This is a genomic window from Flavobacterium sp., from assembly GCF_013823965.1.
Classification (GTDB): Bacteria; Bacteroidota; Bacteroidia; order Flavobacteriales; family Flavobacteriaceae; genus Flavobacterium.
Window position 1 is genome coordinate 1 of the sequence record NZ_PNNA01000095.1, and the last position, 18,748, is coordinate 18,748.

The 18,748-nt window shown below is 33.7% G+C and carries 19 protein-coding genes; 4 read left to right on the forward strand and 15 right to left on the reverse strand.

Going from position 1 to position 18,748, the window contains the following annotated elements:
* Positions 1 to 693 precede the first annotated feature (693 nt).
* A complete protein-coding gene (locus C0430_RS11110; protein WP_290869863.1) occupies positions 694 to 1,227 on the reverse strand; it encodes a hypothetical protein in 534 nt (177 codons plus the stop codon).
* 123 nt (positions 1,228 to 1,350) lie between these two features.
* Complete coding sequence (locus C0430_RS11115; protein WP_290869866.1) at positions 1,351 to 1,842, reverse strand: thermonuclease family protein; 492 nt, start codon at positions 1,840 to 1,842, stop codon at positions 1,351 to 1,353.
* A 97-nt stretch (positions 1,843 to 1,939) separates the two neighbouring features.
* Between C0430_RS11115 and C0430_RS11120 the strand changes: the two genes are divergently transcribed.
* From C0430_RS11120 to C0430_RS11135, 4 genes are all read left to right on the forward strand, one after another.
* Positions 1,940 to 2,743, forward strand: a complete 804-nt coding sequence (locus tag C0430_RS11120) for a hypothetical protein (RefSeq protein ID WP_290869869.1) — start codon at positions 1,940 to 1,942, stop codon at positions 2,741 to 2,743.
* Between the two features lie 68 nt (positions 2,744 to 2,811).
* Positions 2,812 to 3,264, forward strand: a complete 453-nt coding sequence (locus C0430_RS11125) for a DUF5675 family protein (RefSeq protein ID WP_290869872.1) — start codon at positions 2,812 to 2,814, stop codon at positions 3,262 to 3,264.
* Positions 3,265 to 3,276: 12 nt separating this feature from the next.
* Positions 3,277 to 3,540, forward strand: a complete 264-nt coding sequence (locus C0430_RS11130; RefSeq protein WP_035671714.1) for a hypothetical protein — start codon at positions 3,277 to 3,279, stop codon at positions 3,538 to 3,540.
* Positions 3,530 to 3,772: a hypothetical protein gene (locus tag C0430_RS11135; RefSeq protein ID WP_233549327.1), complete on the forward strand. Its 243-nt coding sequence runs from the start codon at positions 3,530 to 3,532 to the stop codon at positions 3,770 to 3,772. Before C0430_RS11130 ends, C0430_RS11135 begins: the two co-directional genes overlap by 11 nt.
* Before the next feature lie 185 nt (positions 3,773 to 3,957).
* On the opposite strand, the gene C0430_RS11140 is transcribed toward C0430_RS11135, so the two are convergent.
* The 13 genes from C0430_RS11140 to C0430_RS11200 all read right to left on the reverse strand — a co-directional run bounded on the left by C0430_RS11140 (position 3,958) and on the right by C0430_RS11200 (position 18,741).
* A complete protein-coding gene (locus C0430_RS11140; protein WP_290869885.1) occupies positions 3,958 to 4,380 on the reverse strand; it encodes a hypothetical protein in 423 nt (140 codons plus the stop codon).
* Between the two features lie 1,710 nt (positions 4,381 to 6,090).
* Complete coding sequence (locus C0430_RS11145; RefSeq protein WP_290869888.1) at positions 6,091 to 7,335, reverse strand: hypothetical protein; 1,245 nt, start codon at positions 7,333 to 7,335, stop codon at positions 6,091 to 6,093.
* A 170-nt stretch (positions 7,336 to 7,505) separates the two neighbouring features.
* Positions 7,506 to 7,970, reverse strand: a complete 465-nt coding sequence (locus tag C0430_RS11150; RefSeq protein WP_290869891.1) for a 5-fold beta-flower protein — start codon at positions 7,968 to 7,970, stop codon at positions 7,506 to 7,508.
* A gap of 77 nt (positions 7,971 to 8,047) precedes the next feature.
* Positions 8,048 to 10,585 carry a heavy metal translocating P-type ATPase gene (locus C0430_RS11155; protein WP_290869894.1) on the reverse strand — a complete coding sequence of 846 codons (2,538 nt, stop codon included), beginning with the start codon at positions 10,583 to 10,585 and terminating at the stop codon, positions 8,048 to 8,050.
* 78 nt (positions 10,586 to 10,663) lie between these two features.
* Positions 10,664 to 11,224, reverse strand: a complete 561-nt coding sequence (locus C0430_RS11160; RefSeq protein ID WP_290869897.1) for an AraC family transcriptional regulator — start codon at positions 11,222 to 11,224, stop codon at positions 10,664 to 10,666.
* An 86-nt stretch (positions 11,225 to 11,310) separates the two neighbouring features.
* Entirely contained in the window at positions 11,311 to 11,622 is a 312-nt protein-coding gene (locus C0430_RS11165; RefSeq protein WP_290869900.1) for a heavy metal-binding domain-containing protein, read from the reverse strand.
* 65 nt (positions 11,623 to 11,687) lie between these two features.
* A complete protein-coding gene (locus C0430_RS11170; protein WP_290869904.1) occupies positions 11,688 to 11,993 on the reverse strand; it encodes a four-helix bundle copper-binding protein in 306 nt (101 codons plus the stop codon).
* A gap of 129 nt (positions 11,994 to 12,122) precedes the next feature.
* Positions 12,123 to 12,533 carry a hypothetical protein gene (locus tag C0430_RS11175; RefSeq protein ID WP_290869907.1) on the reverse strand — a complete coding sequence of 137 codons (411 nt, stop codon included), beginning with the start codon at positions 12,531 to 12,533 and terminating at the stop codon, positions 12,123 to 12,125.
* Between the two features lie 238 nt (positions 12,534 to 12,771).
* On the reverse strand, positions 12,772 to 13,005 hold the full coding sequence (locus C0430_RS11180) for a hypothetical protein (RefSeq protein WP_290869910.1): 234 nt from the start codon (positions 13,003 to 13,005) through the stop codon (positions 12,772 to 12,774).
* 88 nt (positions 13,006 to 13,093) lie between these two features.
* Positions 13,094 to 14,314 (reverse strand): efflux RND transporter periplasmic adaptor subunit, encoded by a 1,221-nt coding sequence (locus C0430_RS11185; protein ID WP_290869913.1) that lies wholly within the window; start codon positions 14,312 to 14,314, stop codon positions 13,094 to 13,096.
* On the reverse strand, positions 14,314 to 15,561 hold the full coding sequence (locus tag C0430_RS11190; RefSeq protein WP_290869916.1) for an efflux RND transporter periplasmic adaptor subunit: 1,248 nt from the start codon (positions 15,559 to 15,561) through the stop codon (positions 14,314 to 14,316). The genes C0430_RS11185 and C0430_RS11190 overlap by 1 nt, the downstream gene beginning before the upstream one ends.
* Before the next feature lie 2 nt (positions 15,562 to 15,563).
* A complete protein-coding gene (locus tag C0430_RS11195) occupies positions 15,564 to 16,817 on the reverse strand; it encodes a TolC family protein (RefSeq protein WP_290869919.1) in 1,254 nt (417 codons plus the stop codon).
* On the reverse strand, positions 16,804 to 18,741 hold the full coding sequence (locus C0430_RS11200) for an efflux RND transporter permease subunit (protein ID WP_086452983.1): 1,938 nt from the start codon (positions 18,739 to 18,741) through the stop codon (positions 16,804 to 16,806). The genes C0430_RS11195 and C0430_RS11200 overlap by 14 nt, the downstream gene beginning before the upstream one ends.
* Positions 18,742 to 18,748 lie beyond the last annotated feature (7 nt).

The following is an 18,748-nucleotide window of genomic DNA, read 5'->3' on the forward strand; positions in this document are numbered from 1 at the left end:
TATTTTCGGATTTGCCAAATCATTCCAAGTACAAAACCATCTTTCCATTAAACCTAATGCCCAAATCCGTTGTAGTGGCTGTTAGCGGTTCGGTTGTTGCTTACCGATATTCCTAATTATTAATCGATTCTCAGCCTTATCTTGGCAGATTTAAAACCCAATTCTTGCCCAAATCTCGGCTAAATTTATTCCCTTTTTTCGCTTCAATTTCACAATCAAAACGTTTGTTTCGTTTCACTTAGAAAACCCAAGAATTTAAGTTTTAGTTTTCCTTTTTCCACTTAAAATCTCGAATATTTACATTCCAATATTCACGTTTCTGCTTTTCAAGTTCCAATTAAAAACTCAGATTTTCAAGTTTCAATTGTCAGATTCCAATATTTAAATTTCGGTTTTCCGCTTTCCAATCTTAAACATCAAAAAAATCGAATTCCGCCAATTCCGACCCAATTTTCACGCTTGCTTTTTCAGTTTCTGCATTTAAAAAGCCAAATCTTTAAATCCGGTTTTCTCCTCGTTTCTCGTCAACTGACCGCTAACGTTCTGGTACTACAGCGGGTTTGGGACTAAATTAAGCCCATTCTTCGGATTTGCCAAATCATCACAAATACAAGACCATCTTTCCATTAAGCCCAATGCCCAAATCCGTTGTAGTGGCTGTTAGGTAGCGTAACTTTATGCGTAAATTTATTACTAGTTCTTTTTAAAAATTATTGTATCCACAATTTTAGGTGGCGGAGGTGGTGGAAGGAGTTTTATATGATGTTTGCCATAATTTATATCTTTTGGATAAGGAACGAATGTTAATGATTTAAGCATTTTTTTAAATTCACTCGAAATTTGATTTATAATTTTTGGCGCTTTTCTTCCATAAACAAATATAGAATCAAATTTATTTTGATTTTGAATGATTATTCTAAATGCTTGTCCGTCTTGTAAAGATGCTTCAAAATATTCATTTTGTATATTTTTAAAATCAACTTGATTAACTAATGAATCTATTTTAAGTTTTTGTTTTCGACCATTTAGAGCAAAGAAAGATTGTTGAGTAGGATAATATTCTGTTAGAAATACTGTGTCTTCACAAGTTAGTTTTGCCGTGTAGACTTTTGATTCAGTTGCATTTGAATAAATGTATGATTTTAAAGAATCACATTCGCTAGTTTCCTTTTTATGACAAGCAGAAATGAGGAAAGAGAATAATATTATATAACTAAATTTCTTCATTTTCGTTGGTTTTTGTGGTTATGCTACCTAACTTGTATATATCTTCTTAACGCCTGTAAGGTATTGTATTTATTGGTACTCCTTAATTTTTAAAACCCTCTAGTACAACATAAGTACAACAAATCAGAATACTTTTACTTGACTATAGATCCCAATATTATCAAGCTGTGCTTGGCGGTTCATCGTTTGATATTCTGCTAACTTGCCACAATAATACTGCTGGGTTGCTTTAGCATACCCATTTTGTAAAAGTAACTCATTTAGACATAATCCGCTAGGCAAAATTACATATCCCAATTGCCTGTTCCAGTAGTCGTAATAGTTCTCTTGTTCCGTGATGATGGTTATAGCCGTTTTAGGCGGTGCAACCGACAAAACGAAGTGCAAGGATTGCAAACCAAATTGGAGCAATAATTGGGCAGGTAAACTGCTTTTCTCTTCGTCCTCTTTCATCTTCCTATTTATCTTCACTTCTGGTGCATCCAAGCCATAAAGACGAATTTCTTTTTGCAAACCAGTGAAACGATGGCAAATGATGATGCTATCGCCGTCAAGGACTTCTTCAATTTGCCAGTGGGTTTCCACTGTGTAGGGTGCTTTTGCGTTGTATTGCATTGATTTACAGTTGTTTAAGTTATTGATAATCAAAGATAATCATTGAACTTTGTTACTGCAATTGCAAGCAAATATTAACTTTAAAAATTTAGAAAAAATGGCAAGACAAAAAGGTGTTATTAAGTATGTTGGAACTCTTGGAGATATCCGACACTTCAAAATTAAAGGACAAGAAGGCTATTTCGCTGGAATGGTTGGCGGTCCAAGTGGTGAACAGGTAAACACTGCACCAGAGTTCGAGAGAACTCGTGAGAATATGAATGAATTTGGTGCTTGCGCCAAAGCTGGAAAATCGGTACGAACTGGTTTATCTCAAGTGATGAAACAAATGGCCGACAGCCAAGTAACAGGAAGATTAACTTCGATAATGAAGAAAATCAACTTGGAAGACCAAACTGAAGCTAGGGGTTACAGAAAAATTGAAATTAGTACCCAACGTAATTACTTGAAAGGTTTCGAGTTTAACAAAAACGTTTCTTTCAATGGCATTTTCAATGCACCCTATTCAATTGCTCACACAAATGACAGAGAAAGTTGTGATTTTGTAGTTGCTGATTTTAATCCAGCGAATTTGGTTAATGCTCCATCTGGTGCAACTCATTTCCGTTTGATTACAGCTCTTTCCGTAGTGAGTGATTTTGAGTACAACGCTACCACAAACAGCTATGATCCAATGGATGCAGCTTTGAATGAAGTAAACGACATTCAATACAGCGACTTTTTGGACTTGTACGTTCCAGTTCCTGCTACAACTGTAACTGCAACTTTACCTAATGGAGTACTTCCAACGGTAAATACCACAGTTTTACAGTGTATCGGAATTGAGTTCTACCAACAAGTGGGTGCAAACTTCTACTTGTTCTCCAGTGGTAACTGCTTGAAAGTCGAGGACGCTTTTTAGAAATAAAACTGAAGAATCCCTCACTTAAAACGAGGGATTTTTCATTTAAACTCAAATCTATCACAATTATGGAGACTAAAATAATAAGAGTAGCCCAGGGCAAAGAAAGCACTTTGAGCCAGTTATATATCAACGGAATATTCCAATGTTATTTGTTGGAGGATAAAATTAGAGAAGTGAAAATCCCTTCACAAACTGCCATTCCAAAAGGTGTTTTTAATTTGAAGTTGAACACTCACGGAGCTAAAAATGTGGATTACAAAAAAGCATTTGGAAAGCTTCACGAAGGAATGATTGAAATTACTGGTTTGCCAAATTTCAGCTTTGTTTATATCCATACCGGAAATACTATCAAAGAAACTGCCGGGTGTCCGCTTTGTGGTTTTGGTTTCCAATTCGTTGATGGCAATTTTCAAGTTACTCAAAGTGTTGCAGCTTACAAAATGATTTATCCAAAATTAGTAGCACTGGCAAAAGTTGAAAACAATGTAATAACTATTGAAAATAATTTTCAATTCTAAAAAGGCCAAAAAATGGAAAATATCAACATCATCGCCACACTTTTTGGAACGTTAATCACCTTGTTACTCTCGATTGTGGCTTATTTTATCAAGCAATTACACACTGATTTCAAGAGTATGGAGAAAGATTTGATTGAAGTAAAAACGATGGCTTTAATCATCAAAACAGAGTTCAAAAGTGGTAACGATTTATTGAACCAGAAAGTAGAATACATCGAAAAAAGAGTACACAATTTAGAATTATCAATTTTTAAAAATCCAGATTATGAAAAATAACAAAATGAATTTAGTAGAAAGAACCTTGGCACCAACCCCAAAATGGTTTAAAATTCTTCGCACTGTCGGAATTGCTTTGGCAAGTGTTGGAGGAATAATCATCGCTTCGCCTATTGCTTTACCTGTTGGATTGGTTTCGGCTGCCGGTTACTTGGTTCTGGGTGGTAGTATTATTTCAGTAGTTTCTCAAACTGCTGTAAAATCGGAAGAAGAACCGAAAGCAAACCCTTAAAAACGGTTAATAACCACCTCGAAAGCTCCATTTATTGGAGCTTTTTTTGTTTTTAGCAGTCAATACAAGTAGATTGCTTTGCTTTTCTTCGATTTATTTAAGTGGTGCAATCATATTGCACTTATGCGTTGGTTTGCTTGGGAATAAGGCGCAATCAATGCTAGTCTAGTTGGACCAGGATTGTTTTATTTCCTGCAATAGCGGTATAAAATGGCTCTGCGGATGTCATTTATGAGCATCATATCCTCTTTGTATTGTTTTTCTTTTTTCTCCAGAAGTTTGAGAGCTGCAACATTTTTTAGATGCTGCTCGTGCTCCAACATCATCAAACTGGCTTGTGGATTGAACTCTTTTTTGAAGTCTGGAAGTCGTAAAAAGGGAATAACTGAACCTATTAAAAATTGGTGCCAGAATTTTGTTTGCCATAAACTATATGCAACAAAAAATAGGCTTTCGCAATCTTCTTCTTTCTCAAAAATGACTACAAAACTGTTTGTGAACTGCTCTTTTTGGGGCTTCCCGCTGTTCATCCCCTTGTTAAGTATGAATAAATGGGGTTTTGAGTAAGCAGTATCTTTTCGGTGGGTCTTGATGATAAAATTCGGCATAGCTTCGGATTTAAGGGATGTGCCTCGCTACGCTCCGCACACATAAAATTTTTAAAAGAAAAAAAAAGAAAAAAAAGAAAGTCGTCCTTCAAGTGGAGGTTTCAAGAAAAGCAAGTTTTTTCAAAAAAATACTACCCGGGTTTTTAAGATGATGTTGTTCGGAAGTGGGGATTTGATTTTGTAATAAGTGTTGCAGCGAACCGTAAACGTAGGGTGGAGATTTTATTGAAAACCGTAGGCTTGAACTTTCTTTTCTTGAAACTGGAGCTTACCTTTACTTTCTTTTTATTTATTTTTTTATTTTCCTTTTGACCGAGATGTTTCTACTGAAGACTGATTGAAAACGTTGATGAGATAGATGGGCGTCTTCGGAAAGGGTGTGGATTCTTAAAACAGAAAAAAGAAATATCAAAACCATTCCTATTATTTTTCTGTTTTAAGAAACCACACTCTTTCTTGGACTTGATTTTGTGGGTATTGAAAATCACTTTCTGGAGTTTTTTAATTTTATGGTATAGGTTTTAAAGTGATTTTCAATACTTACAAAAACAATGAAAAAATAATACCTAGTGCGATGGGGCAGCAGCGCAGGCAAGTGTGTGGTTTTTTATTTGCTTACTGGGGTGTTTCTGATTGCTTTAGTGGAAAAGCTGGTGCCATTGACTTGAAAGAAAAATGATACTTCGGGCTGGTCAACTTTATATTTAGGAACGGTATGGCATCGGCTTTTCCGCTGAAGCAATTACTGCTTATTTTCTGGCAAATAAAAAACCACACTCTTGCTGGCTTCTCTTGATTTTGTGGGTGTTGCAAATTGCTTATTCCTGAATCGTGAATGTTTGAAATGTAGTTGATAAGCAATTTGCGACACGCACAAAAACAATGCAAACACTTACCGCTTTAAACATCAAGTTGCTAAAAACAGTGACCGTGAACGTTCTTGAAACTAGGTAGTTCAGTAAAAGTTCTTATGAAATGGCGAACGTTGTTAATGACAGTGGCGAAGGATGGTCTTTTTTATTGCAGGCCGGTGCGAGGAAGCAATAAAAAAGACTGTCCTGGAGCCACTGTCTTGCGCGTTGGGTGTGGCGGCTGTTTTACATAAATGATATTATAGCTTCATTGCAAAAACCAAAAAAACAATATAAACGCTTTGTAATGAACTATAATACTCAATTATGTAACACAGCTTGGGGGAAAAAATTACTGGCGCAAGTTGCGAAGCGTACGTGTTTTTTCTAAAAACTGTGCCAGTAATTTTTTTTGGAGCGTTGGCAAAGGAGTGGCAACTGAAATGTAAAACGTCCTTTTTAAAACAAACAAAAAAGAATGTTCTCGTTATTATAACCGTAATTAGTGAAATGAAGCAAACAAATACTTGAGTTTAGGAATACTTGGACTAAATGAAAGTTTTGTGCAGATGAATGAGATAATGGCTTTAGGATGATTTATTCACTTACTTTTGGATAAATATATTGTAAAAACCAAAACCCTCCTTTTGTGTCTTAACGTTCTAATAATCCTTCATCTTTTTGTGTTTCTAAATTTTTACCACGCATCGTTTGATTGTGTCATCAATTTCTAAATCTATGAAGTTGAGTTGTTCGTTTAGGTCTAAAAGTAGCTGGTTTATTTTTGAGTTCAATTTTTGGATTTAAATTAATTGGATAGACAGGAGGCTTTACTAAATGGTTAATTTTATTGACGTTTTTAAATTGATTTTGCGATTTTTTCCATAATAGAATGGTCTGTTCCAAATTTGCAAATTGCATCGCAATTGGCTCTTAATTCTGAAAACAGAATGTACTTGATATTCATTTTTGAGTTTTTTATAACTGGTCGGTTGAGTTGTTGAATGACATCTTTTTCCCGACTGTCCGGAATAATGATATAAAAGACTTCTTCTCCATTAGAGATACTAAAATACAAATCAGATAATCGTAATATTCCCGAATAGATACTGGTACTTTTTTCGACTTCAAATGCTCCAATAATTTTGTTTGTCCCTTTTTGAAACCATAACACATCAATTAATTTGATTGTATTTTGAGTGTCTTTGTCTGTTGGTAATTCTGGGAACTTATTAAGCGAAATAAATGAAAAACTTTGTCCGTCAAACGATTTGCTTTTGTCGTTACTCGCTGGTGTTACATCAAAGCCTAATGAAATCCCAATTTTTAATAAATGGTATTGCATTTCGTTATGAAGGTTTTCTGCTAATTTTTCTTCCTGGATTTCTTTTTGGCGTTTTAAGATGTTTTTTTCAAATTTATTGCGTTCTTCTTCGCTTAAATATTCATCGTTACCAATAATCATTTTTTGTGTCCCAATTTCAAAACATAATCCTGCAATCGCTCCTAAATCATTTGATAATACCGACTTATGTTTACTGTTAGTTTCTATTAAGGTTTCCCTAATTTTTAAATATTCTGTCCAACTGCCCAACTTCTTTTTGTCTTTAAACAGAAAATTAAATCCGTTGAGAATTGCTGTATTGAAAGGCGGAAACCAAGTTGGGTGCAAGAAATATAAAATACTGGCCACTGCTGGGCCAAGACCTTTTATTTTTAGTTCATCAAGTTTCACAATTTCTTTTATAACCAGCTCTTCAGTTTTGGCATTGATGCAGTTTTCCAGAAATTGCCCAAATGAGATTTTGTTGTTTTGGTTTTCGTAAATATCCGGAATTCTTAATTTTGGTTTCCAATAAAATGGATGTGCCACACCTACAAATATTTGTTTTTGTTCTGCAATACAGCTCAATACAAATTCTAAACTGCTTCCCTTAAAATCGTTTGGAAAAGTTTTGTTTTTAATGTCATCAATGACTTGTAAAACACCACGACGAATAGTCCGAAATGCTTTTAATCGTTGGTCATTATCTACAAACCAAGTAGTATAAACACTTTCGGTGTCGGTTTTGTATTGTTGGATTATTTGTGTAAGGTTGTTCATTTTTAATGCAGCTATAACTTATTTGTTTTTACTATTTCAGAGACCAAGTTAATATAATTTCAAAAAATCATATTTTTTTCATCCACACAGTTAACTGAAAGTCATTTTATAGTATAAAATAAATGGTTCGTTTTAGTACGAACCATTTATTAAAAAAATTAATTTTTAGATTATTCATCATTCATCTTTTTCTCCAACAATAAGCAATGAGCGGCACAGGCGTGGAGTTTGTAATTTTTATGTACGCTACCTACATTATGACCTTTTCCATCCAGTATTTCGCATTTTTCTTCTTGTGTTTTTCCAATATTAACCACGTTTTCACCTTTTATGTTGTAGTACGAACCATTCTTTTTAGCCATACCCATCTTTTTCCCATTAGAATCAATAACATTACCGTTTGCATCAATAAAATAGATGGTCTTGCCTTGGTTGTCTTTCACGATATTGTCTTTGGTAATAAATCCTAATTTGTTCCAACCGTGATCGTGAATTTCACCCTTTTTATTGATGTAAATTTTTTCAGTAGGGTTGGAGTCCGATTTAGTTTGTGCATTGGCACTTAACGAGATAATCATTAAAAACATTGTTAGTAATGAAACTGTTTTTGTCGAAATTAATCTTTGAATTTTCATAATAAATTGTATTTAATTATTCTTCAGTTCCGCTGTTGCCCGGTCTTCAGTTTCGCTGTTGCTCGATTTTTATTTTTCTATAGTTTCAAATTTCTCAATCGCAAAGCATTTACAATTACAGAAACCGAGCTAAAACTCATTGCTAAAGCTGCAATCATTGGCGATAATAAAATTCCGAAATATGGATATAAAACTCCTGCTGCAATTGGAACTCCTAAAACATTGTAGAAGAATGCAAAAAACAAGTTTTGCTTGATGTTTCGCATTACAGCGTGGCTCAAATTCTTTGCTTTTACGATACCTTGTAAATCGCCTTTTACTAGAGTGATTTTAGCACTTTCAATAGCTACATCGGTTCCTGTTCCCATCGCAATTCCAATGTCGGCTTGTGCTAATGCAGGTGCGTCATTAATGCCATCGCCAGCCATTGCTACAATTTTTCCTTCGGATTGCAAACGTTTTATTTCGTTTAATTTGTCTTCGGGTAAACAGCTTGCTTTGTAGGATGATAAGCCTAATTCATCGGCAACTGCCTTGGCAGTATTTACATTATCACCGGTAAGCATAATTACTTCAACTCCTTGACGCATTAATTCTTTTATGGCTTCTTTGCTTGATATTTTAATTGCATCAGAAATTGATACAAAACCAACTGCAACACCATCAACAGCAATATATGAAACTGTTTTTCCTAGTTTTTGCTCGGCAATAATTTTGTTTTCTAAATCATCAGAAACAGTGGCTTTGACCTGTTCCATTAGTTTTTTATTGCCTAATGTTATCTTTTTATCGGTAACTGTTCCTACAACTCCTTTACCTGCAATGGCTTCAAAATCCTTGACTTCAATTAACGCTATGTTTTTTGATTTAGCAAAATTTACGACCGCTTGTGCTAATGGATGTTCGCTGTATTGATTTAATGAAGCGATACTTTGAAGTAAATCATTCTCATTATTGTTTGATGCAAAAATCTTCTCTACCGATGGTTTTCCTTCTGTTATTGTTCCTGTCTTATCGGTTATTAAAACATTCACTTTATTCATATTTTCTAATGCTTCGGCATTCTTTATCAAAACTCCCGATTGTGCGCCTTTGCCCACACCAACCATTACGGACATTGGCGTAGCCAATCCCAATGCACACGGACAAGCGATAATTAAAACCGCAATAGCATTTATAAAACCATATACTAATGCCGGTTCGGGACCAAACTTTGCCCAAATGATAAATGTAATTGCTGATATAATTACTACAATAGGAACAAAATATTTGGAAATGCTATCGGCTAATTTTTGGATTGGCGCTCTCGAACGGGAAGCATCGTTGACCATTTGAACGATTTGAGAGAGTAGTGTTTCTGAACCCACTTTTTCTGCAATCATTACAAAGGACTTGTTACCGTTTATAGTTCCTGCAATTACATTGTCATCTTTTTTTTTGTCAACAGGTATTGGCTCGCCTGTAATCATTGCTTCGTCAATGCTACTTTCTCCATCAGTAATTTTACCGTCAACTGGTATTTTGTCACCAGGTTTTACGCGCAATAAGTCACCTTTCTTGATGTCGTGAATTGAAATTACTTTATCACTTCCATCAATTACTAAAATAGCTTCAGTAGGAGCGAGTTTTAATAATTCCTTAATTGCTCCACTGGTTTGGCTGTGTGCTTTGGCTTCCATTAATTGTCCTAATAAAACCAATGTTAGAATTACTGTTGTAGCCTCGAAGTATAATAATACTGTTCCGTGTTCTGTTTTGAATTCGTTTGGAAAAATGTTTGGAAAAAACATACCCACTAAACTAAACAAAAAGGCAACTCCGGTTCCTATACCGATAAGGGTAAACATATTCAAATTCCAAGTAATAATAGATTTGAAGGCACGAACAAAGAACATCCAACAAGCATAAAAAACAACAGGAAGTGTAAGTATAAATTGTACCCAATTCCATTTTGTAGCATCCATTATTTTAAGTAACGGATTGTTTGGCATCATTTCTATCATTGCGATGGCAAAAATGGGAACTGTAAATACGACCGCTATTTTCATTTTTTTGACCAAATCTTTATAGGTCTTTTGATCTTCTGTATCAGTTGGATTCATAGGCACTAAATCCATTCCACAAATGGGACAAGAACCTGGTGTTTCACTAATTACTTCTGGATGCATTGGACAAGTATATAAGGCTTTACTAACTGTCAACTCTGAGGCTTTTACTAAATCCATACCGCATACAGGACAGTCGCCTGCTTTGTTATAGACTTTTTCGCCTTCACAATGCATTGGACAATAATATTTGCCACTAGCAATAACAGGAACATTGATTTCCCTTTTATCGCTGTGGGAATGCTTAGAACAACAAGATTTTGTTGTATCATTATTAGTTGTTATTTGTTGTGGTGTATTACCATTAGTCACTTTTATGGTGTATTTTCCAACGGCAGATAATGCTTCTTGCAACTGCGTTGTTGGAATGTGTTTTTCCATTGTTATAGTGGCTATGGATGGGTTTAAGGAAACTTTTGCTTCAACGCCATCAATAGCATTCAATGTTTTTTCGACTTTAGAACGACAGCCATCGCAAGTCATTCCGGTAATGCTGTAAGTATGTATCATCTTTTATATTATTTTAATACAAATTTCTATCATAACTGTTTTTTGCATTTGCACAATTTTGGGTTTGATATGCAAGATTTACACATCTTCTATTTGCTTTCTTTTGATAGTTTTTATATTCTTGAAGTAGGTTGGCGAAAAGCCAGTTACTTTTTTGAATTGATTACTTAAATGCGAAACAGTACTATAATTTAAAGAGTAGGCAATTTGGCTTAGAGATAATTCATCATAAATAATCAATTCTTTTACTTTCTCAATTTTCTGATTGATGAAATACTTCTCAATAGTAGTATTTTCGACTTCTGAAAACAGATTACTCAAGGTGTTATAGTCTTGATGGAGTTCTTGTGAAATATAACTGGATAAGTTACTTTTCAAATCGTTGTTTTTATTTTGAACCAAATCAATGATCAATGTTTTAATCTTATCTATTGTTTTACTTTTCCTATCATCAATTAAATCAAAGCCAATGGCACGAAGTTTTTTTAACAATTCGCTTTTTTGATTTTCGTTAATGTCATTTTTTAATTCGACTTCACCTAATTCAACTGAAATTGGATTAATTCTGATATTCTCAAATACAGATTTTACTACCATTTTACAACGGCTGCATACCATATTTTTGATATAAAGTTTCATAGTAAACCGATTTTAAATGAATTATATAAACTAACCCTGCTAACACAATAACAAGGTTAATTTAGAATTTCCGCCCAGATAAAGTGTTATTTACTTTCTTCCGTTTTTTCTGGAACAGGTTCGGTTAATTTCATACCACATTTTGAGCATTTGTCATTCAGTTTTCCTTGTACTTCTGGGTGCATTGGGCAGGCATACATTTTTGTTTGATTGTTCATCATTTTAGTTTTATCATTCATTACTGTGCTATCATTACTCATCATAGTACTATCATTTTCCATCATAGTACTGTCATTGCTCATCATATTAGAATGATCTGTCGTGGCTTCTTTGTTTTTTTGATTACAAGAAACTAATACGTAAGCCATTATTACGGCTGAAAGAATTACTTTTTTCATTTTTTTAGATTTTTTAAAACAATACAAAATGCTTTTGAAAAGCATTTTGTATTGAATTAATTTTTTTACATTTTGCAGGCTTCTGCACATTTTGTGCAAGCTTCTGCGCATTTTTTGCAACATTCCATATCGTGTTTTTTGCACTCGTTGGCACAATCTTCACAACATTTTACGCATAATTCACAAAGTGCATCGGCAAATTTTGAACCTCTCGCACATAATCTTGCACAAAGGGCACAAATGTCGGCACAATCACGACACAATTTTACACATTCTAAATGGTCTTTTACTATTAGACAACCATCAGCACATTTTTCACATTCAACCATACAGGCTAAACACGCTTCAACACTTACTTGAACATTTTTCATTTTATGAATTTATTAATTGCAGATTAATTTCTGCACACAATAGTACAATTTACTTATGTTTAGAATGTTACAGAATTATTCGTTTAAGTTGTGTAACTTACATTTTTATATTATTCATATTTTTTTGTTTCATATTTTAAAGTATTTTTTATATGATAGTTCGGATTCAAAATAAAGAATGTCATTATTGCCACTCGGGGACAATACTATATAAGCCAGTGCTTTATCTACTTCTTTACCAGTAAGAGGGTCTAAGGCATAACGAACTTCTCTTATAGTTTTTATTTTTTTAACACAATCAGGACAACAACCATAATAGGTTTTACCTTCAACTTCTACAGGAATTTGGTCTATACCCATAAACTTATTGTTAACAAAACAAACTAAGCTTGATTTTATTTTAGCCTCATTTACCTTGATTCCTTGACTTGTTTCAACAGATGTAGACTCCTGAACAACTTCATTTTTAGCCTTATTACAGCTTACACTAACTACAAGAGCAATAAAACTTATTACTATAACATTGATTTTTGTTTTCATTTCATTTTTTAAATTTATAATATATTTATTTTGTGCCTGCTCAAGAAAAGAGATTGTTATTTTTTATTGAAAAACTATTATCAACAGGTTATTTCCAATATATGTTCCTAGCTCTTTTCTTAACAGGTCTTATTTTTAAATATGCTTTTATTTATTTTGTGTTTATTATCTTTTGATTTTTTTGATTTTTAAAATTCATACCGCAAACGGGACAATCATCTTATATCATATCCTATTACTATTGGGCGATGTATTTACCTTTATTTGTAGGGTTTGAATTTTTTTTGGGAATAATTTGAGCAATATTCTTTTTTTTTAATTTTATTTTCTGTTTTATTATTTGGAATACTGATTTGATACTTACCTTTTGAAATTTTTGTAAGTCTTTAATATCAAAGTGTTTATCCATTGTAACTATAGCTGTATTATTCTCTTTTGAAACTTCAATAGCAGTTACATTTTTAGTTGTCATTAAAACTGTTTTACTTTAGTTTCACAACTTGAACAAGTCATTCCTGTAATTTTATAAGTATGTGTCATAATTTTTTAATTTTTATTTATTACATCTGATGCCCAGCCATTGGGTCACTTCCTTTTCGGAATTTATATTCGCTGTTTATGGCATAAGCCCCTGTAATAACGACTTTTTTGGCAGGATCTATTTCAGATTTTATTTCTATCATTCCATTGGTTTCTATTCCAGTTTCGACCATTACGTTTTCAAATACTCCCGGTCTTTTTTCAACCCAAATATAGGAAGCGTTTTCCTCCCTGATCACTGCATCAACAGGAATATACAATCCTTTTAAATTGGATTGTGTTAATTTTGCCATAGCCTGCATCCCGGGTTTTAATTGCAAATTTGGATTTGATATTTCTAATCGAATTAAAAGCAGACGAGTATCTGGATTTATTTCAGGATTGATAAAAGAAACTTGCGCATTTATGGTTTTATCAGGAAAATCGGAAAATGTAATTTGGGCTTTTTGTCCTATTTTTAGTTTCTTGGCATAGTTTACGTTTACCTGTGTTTCTAACCAAAGACTGTTTAAATCCGCCAATTTAATGATGGGGGAACCTTCCATTGCATAACTGCCTTCTGTGGTACTTATTTCCGATATTGTTCCACTGGCAGTGCTATAAAAAATGGTATAAGGAGAAACTTCCTTACTGGTTTTTATACTTTCAATCTGGGCATTGGTTAAACCAAAGAACAACAGTTTTTGTTTTGCTACATTGAGCATATTTCGGGCATTTTTTCCAAAATCCCCTGGCATTGCGAGTTGTTTGTATGCCGTGAAATAATCCTGTTTGGCAATGGCAATATCTTCACTATACAATTGATATACGGCTTGGTTTTTAGCCACATAATCGCCAACGGTTTTGAAATATAACTTTTCAATTCGTCCCATTGCTCTTGCAGAAATGGTTTTTATTTTTTCTTGATTAATGGCCAAGACTCCCGTGTAATTTTGCTCTAAACTGCTTTGAGTTTCTGAAATAGTTTGTGTAGTGATATTTCCCAGTTGTATTTGCTGTTTACTCAAACTTATTTCATTAGCCTCTGTGTCATCTTGTTTTATTGGGGTTAACTCCATATGGCAAATGGGGCATTTTCCGGGTTTGTCTTCCTTAACTTGTGGATCCATAGAGCAAGTGTAAAATGTTGTTGCTGCACTCTTATTGTGTTTGCTATGGTCTTCTTTGTCTTTAGTATTACAAGCCACCATTACCATAAATAGTATTGATAGTACACTTATTTTTTTTATTGTCTTCATCATTATTCGGTTTTAATAAAGCTTTCGCTGTCAATTAAATATTGTGCGTTTTTGGCAATGGTGTCTTTTACTGAAATACCCTCAATAATTTGGATAAAATCATCTATTTCAATTCCTGTCTTTATAGTGGATGCCTTAAAGCCATTGTCCATTTTTAAGAAAACTATTTTCTTGTTTCCAATGCTTACCATTGACTGTTTTTGAATCCAAATCCCATTTACTGAATTTGTTTTCACAACTCCTTGCAATCTTAACCCAATTGGTAATTTGAATTTATTATTATTTAAATAAACTCGAATTCTGTTGGTTTTATCGGCTGGATTTAATTGTGTTTCGACAAAATTGATTTTTGCATCTATGAGTTCGTTTTTGTCTAGTTCGGAAGTAATTCTGATGGATTGATTGGTTTTGACTAGACTATTATAGCCTTGGATAACATTGAATATTCCCCAGACTTTATCTGTATTTAATAGTTTAAAAATGACTTCCCCTTTTTTTATATAACTCCCTTCCTTAACATCCAATGTTGCTGTGTTGTTACTTGCACTTTGCATCGCAGGATTTATTGTATTATCCATCGTTCCTGTTCCGTCAATAATCCCTGAAGCAGGACTGTAAATTGAAATTTGTGGGTTTACTTTTTTGGAATTTGACAGCGCATTTATTTGATTTTGAGTCATTCCATAAAGCAACAATTTTTGTCTTGACGCATTAATAATCGAAGGATTTTCAACATCATTAATGACCATATAAATGAAGTTTTGTTGCTCTGTCAGTAATTCAGGGCTGTACAAATCAAATAGTTTTTGTCCTTTATTTACTTTTTGATATTTATAATTGACATACATTTTTTCGATTCGACCGCTCATTCGAGCTGCAATATTTACCGATGAATTGGGATCATATTCCACAATTCCCGGTAGATTTATTTCACTGCTTATGGTGGTGTCTATTGCCGTTGTCGTTTGATAATTACCTACTATAAAATTGTCGGTAGGCTTTATAAGATTGTCGATTGAATTGTCGTCAACTGAATTATTCTCTGTTACTTTTTTTACCAAAGTCATTCCGCAAATGGGACAATTACCAGGTTCATCTCTAATAATTTCTGGGTGCATCGAGCAAGTGTAAACCTCGTTTTGATGCTCCATTTCCGAATGATTATCTGATTTTTTGGCAAAGAAATAGATTGCAATTCCGATAATAAAAATTCCAATAAAAGCTAAACTATACTTTATATACTTGTTCATAATTATTTGGTTTCTAATTGTTTTTCAATTTCTACTTGTGTAGTTAAAATTGATTTTAATTTGTCTAAAGCATCGATTTGAGTCATATTCATTGCTTCCCAAGCTTCTAACGCTATGAATAAATCTCCGGTATTGTTTTGCCAAGCTAAAATAGCCGTATCGTAGTTTCGTTTTAAAGCTGGAATAATGTTGTCTTGGGTAATTTGGTATTGTTTTTTTAGGTTCAAAAACTCAGCATTCATCCCTTTTATCATTCCGCTTGCTTCGTTGGCAATCATTTGCTTTTGCCAATCCAAACTTTCGTTTTTAATACGATAACTTTCTATATTGGCTTTATTCATTTTGGTTGACCAAGACATCGGAATGGTAATCATTCCCATTAATGAAAATTGCTGTGGCTGATTCCCGAAAGCAAACATATGGTCATATTTCACACCAAATTCTGGTCTGGTTGCTACTTTTTCAACCTCAATTTTATAGTTGTTAATTTCCTTAGTTTTATCAATGGCTTTGATGTCACTACGGTTGTTGATGTAGGAAGACAAATCGGTTTCGAAGAGATTGAAATCTTTAATCTCGTAATTGGAATCAATTTCTAATTCCTCATTTTTATTACGAGCCATTAAAGTATTGAGCATATATTTTCGCTGTGATACATCATTTTCCAACATCACAATCATACTTTGCAAAGTAGCTAATTGGGATTTCGCTTTATAATAAGACGGTAGTTTGTCCATATTATACTGATACCGTATTTCCATACTTTTAATCATATACTCAAGAAGCTGGAGATTGTCTTGGGCTATTTTTATTTTTTTCTTAATGATAATCCATTCATAATAATAGGTTTTGGCCAATGCATTTAATTGGTTTAGTGTAAAGTTTTTATTTTCACTTTCGACCGAAGACATCGCTTTCATCAAATTTTCATTGGCATTAAGCTTAGAAGCATTCGGAATCATTTGGGTTACACCCAACATATAACTCCCCATTCCTGGTTCCATTTCATTGGCTTTCCACATTTTTGTATTGTAGGGAGTCATAAAAAAACCCGTTTCTATTTGTGGAGCCATCCAACTTCTGGCACCTTTTGCCGCTGCATCCATACTTTGAATGTCGGCATCGTACATTTTTAGTTGAGGATTGTTTGTCTTGATTGTACTCAAGACATTATCCAAGGAAAGTGTTTGTGCTGCCAAATTAGTGGCGCTCAAAATCAAACAACTTATTGCTATATATAATTTATTCTTTAACATCTATAAGATCTATTTTTCCTTTTGTTCTTAATTCTCGAAGTTTTACCATTTCAAAAACAATCGGTGTTACTAATAATACATAAATCGTGGAAGTAATTGTACCTCCAATTAGTGGAACAGTAATGGGAAGCATTATATCAGATCCTGTTCCTGTTGCCCAAAGAATAGGGATTAATCCAAATAAGGAAACTGAAACCGTCATCAATTTTGGTCTTAACCTTTTGGCTGAACCATCAATAATATATTGTTTCAATATTTCTTCAGTTATGGTTTCCTTCGTGTTTCCGTACTTTTCTACCATTTTATTCATTGCTTCATTCAAATAGATGGTCATTAACATTGCCGTTTCGATTGCCATTCCAAACAAGGCAATAAATCCAACGGCAACAGCAACGGATAAATTAATGCCATAAAAATAAACCATAAATATTCCTCCAATTAAAGCAAAGGGTACTGTAATCATCGTGATTAATGCCTCTTTCATTGAATGGTACGTAAAATATAAAACAAGAAATATAATGACCACAACAATAGGCAGTATTAAACTTAATGTTTTGTTGGCTCTAATTTGATTTTCCCATTGACCGCTCCATTCCACATAATATCCTTTTGGCATTTTAGTCATCATTGCATCGAGTTTTTTCTGCGCCTCTTTTACAGTACTTCCTAAATCACGTTCCCGAACATTGAACAACACAGTGCCCCGAAGCATTGCATTTTCGCTATTTATCATTGGAGGGCCATCACTTATTTTTACATTAGCTACAGTTTCTAATGGTATTGGGCCAAAATCCATTGTTTGCACCTGTAGTTTTTTTAAGGCTTCAATGCTGTTACGGTATTCTTGAGCATATCTTGCATTTACAGAAAAACGCTGTCTTCCCTCGATAGTCGTGGTTAGTTTCATACCTCCAATAGAAGCTTCAACCACATTATTAATGTCGTCTATGGTCAATCCATATCTACCAATAACGTCTCTTTTTGCTTCAATGTCAATATATTTTCCGCCTGTTATGGGTTCCGCATACAAATCTTTAACTCCAGAAGTTCCTTCCAATGTTTTTTTAATTTTTTGAGCCAAAACATTGATGGTGTCTAAACTTGCTCCGTAGATTTTGATTCCTACATCGGTTCTGATTCCTGTTGAAAGCATATTGATACGGTTGATAATAGGTTGCGTAAAACCATTGGTCACACCAGGGATTTGCAGTTTGTTGTTTATTTCCGTGATAATATCATTCTTGGTTTTGTCTTCTCGCCATTCTGCTTGAGGTTTTAGCAAAATAATGGTTTCAACCATACTTATTGGACTGTTATCAGTTGCCGTATTTGCCCTGCCTGCTTTTCCCAACACGTGAGCCACTTCGGGAATCGACTTAATCAATTTGTCTTGAACTTGAAGAATTCTCTTTACTTCGGAGTTGGATACATCGGGTAAGGTTACTGGCATAAACAGTACAGATCCTTCATCTAAAGGGGGCATAAATTCTGAACCTAAACGAGTAAACATTAATACACCAATCAGCAAGGCAATGATATTGATGCCCAATACTGTTTTTCTCCATTTTAAACAAAAAATTAAAATGGGTGTATAAATACTTTCCAATTTTTTGTTAATTGGATTTTTATTTTCTGGACGAAGTTTTCCTTTTAGTAAAAAACTAATTAGCACTGGTACAAGTGTAATGGCTAAAAAAGCATCAACTATCAGAATAAAAGATTTCGTCCAAGCCAATGGTCCAAATAACTTGCCTTCCATTCCCGTGAGAAGAAAAACAGGCAAAAAGGATGTAATTACAATTATTGTTGAGTAGAAAACACCTGGACCTACTAATTTGGAAGAGCTTTCTATAAGCTTCAACTTATCTTCAGGAGATAGTGGATCGTTTTCTTTTTTGAATATATTTTTAATTTTATTTTTCATCTTATTT

Coding starts and splice junctions, on each gene's coding strand:
- C0430_RS11110 (WP_290869863.1), bottom strand. CDS start 1,227: ATGAAGAAATTTAGTTATATAATATTATTCTCTTTCCTCATTTCTGCT.
- C0430_RS11115 (WP_290869866.1), bottom strand. CDS start 1,842: ATGCAATACAACGCAAAAGCACCCTACACAGTGGAAACCCACTGGCAA.
- C0430_RS11120 (WP_290869869.1), top strand. CDS start 1,940: ATGGCAAGACAAAAAGGTGTTATTAAGTATGTTGGAACTCTTGGAGAT.
- C0430_RS11125 (WP_290869872.1), top strand. CDS start 2,812: ATGGAGACTAAAATAATAAGAGTAGCCCAGGGCAAAGAAAGCACTTTG.
- C0430_RS11130 (WP_035671714.1), top strand. CDS start 3,277: ATGGAAAATATCAACATCATCGCCACACTTTTTGGAACGTTAATCACC.
- C0430_RS11135 (WP_233549327.1), top strand. CDS start 3,530: ATGAAAAATAACAAAATGAATTTAGTAGAAAGAACCTTGGCACCAACC.
- C0430_RS11140 (WP_290869885.1), bottom strand. CDS start 4,380: ATGCCGAATTTTATCATCAAGACCCACCGAAAAGATACTGCTTACTCA.
- C0430_RS11145 (WP_290869888.1), bottom strand. CDS start 7,335: ATGAACAACCTTACACAAATAATCCAACAATACAAAACCGACACCGAA.
- C0430_RS11150 (WP_290869891.1), bottom strand. CDS start 7,970: ATGAAAATTCAAAGATTAATTTCGACAAAAACAGTTTCATTACTAACA.
- C0430_RS11155 (WP_290869894.1), bottom strand. CDS start 10,585: ATGATACATACTTACAGCATTACCGGAATGACTTGCGATGGCTGTCGT.
- C0430_RS11160 (WP_290869897.1), bottom strand. CDS start 11,224: ATGAAACTTTATATCAAAAATATGGTATGCAGCCGTTGTAAAATGGTA.
- C0430_RS11165 (WP_290869900.1), bottom strand. CDS start 11,622: ATGAAAAAAGTAATTCTTTCAGCCGTAATAATGGCTTACGTATTAGTT.
- C0430_RS11170 (WP_290869904.1), bottom strand. CDS start 11,993: ATGAAAAATGTTCAAGTAAGTGTTGAAGCGTGTTTAGCCTGTATGGTT.
- C0430_RS11175 (WP_290869907.1), bottom strand. CDS start 12,533: ATGAAAACAAAAATCAATGTTATAGTAATAAGTTTTATTGCTCTTGTA.
- C0430_RS11180 (WP_290869910.1), bottom strand. CDS start 13,005: ATGACAACTAAAAATGTAACTGCTATTGAAGTTTCAAAAGAGAATAAT.
- C0430_RS11185 (WP_290869913.1), bottom strand. CDS start 14,314: ATGATGAAGACAATAAAAAAAATAAGTGTACTATCAATACTATTTATG.
- C0430_RS11190 (WP_290869916.1), bottom strand. CDS start 15,561: ATGAACAAGTATATAAAGTATAGTTTAGCTTTTATTGGAATTTTTATT.
- C0430_RS11195 (WP_290869919.1), bottom strand. CDS start 16,817: ATGTTAAAGAATAAATTATATATAGCAATAAGTTGTTTGATTTTGAGC.
- C0430_RS11200 (WP_086452983.1), bottom strand. CDS start 18,741: ATGAAAAATAAAATTAAAAATATATTCAAAAAAGAAAACGATCCACTA.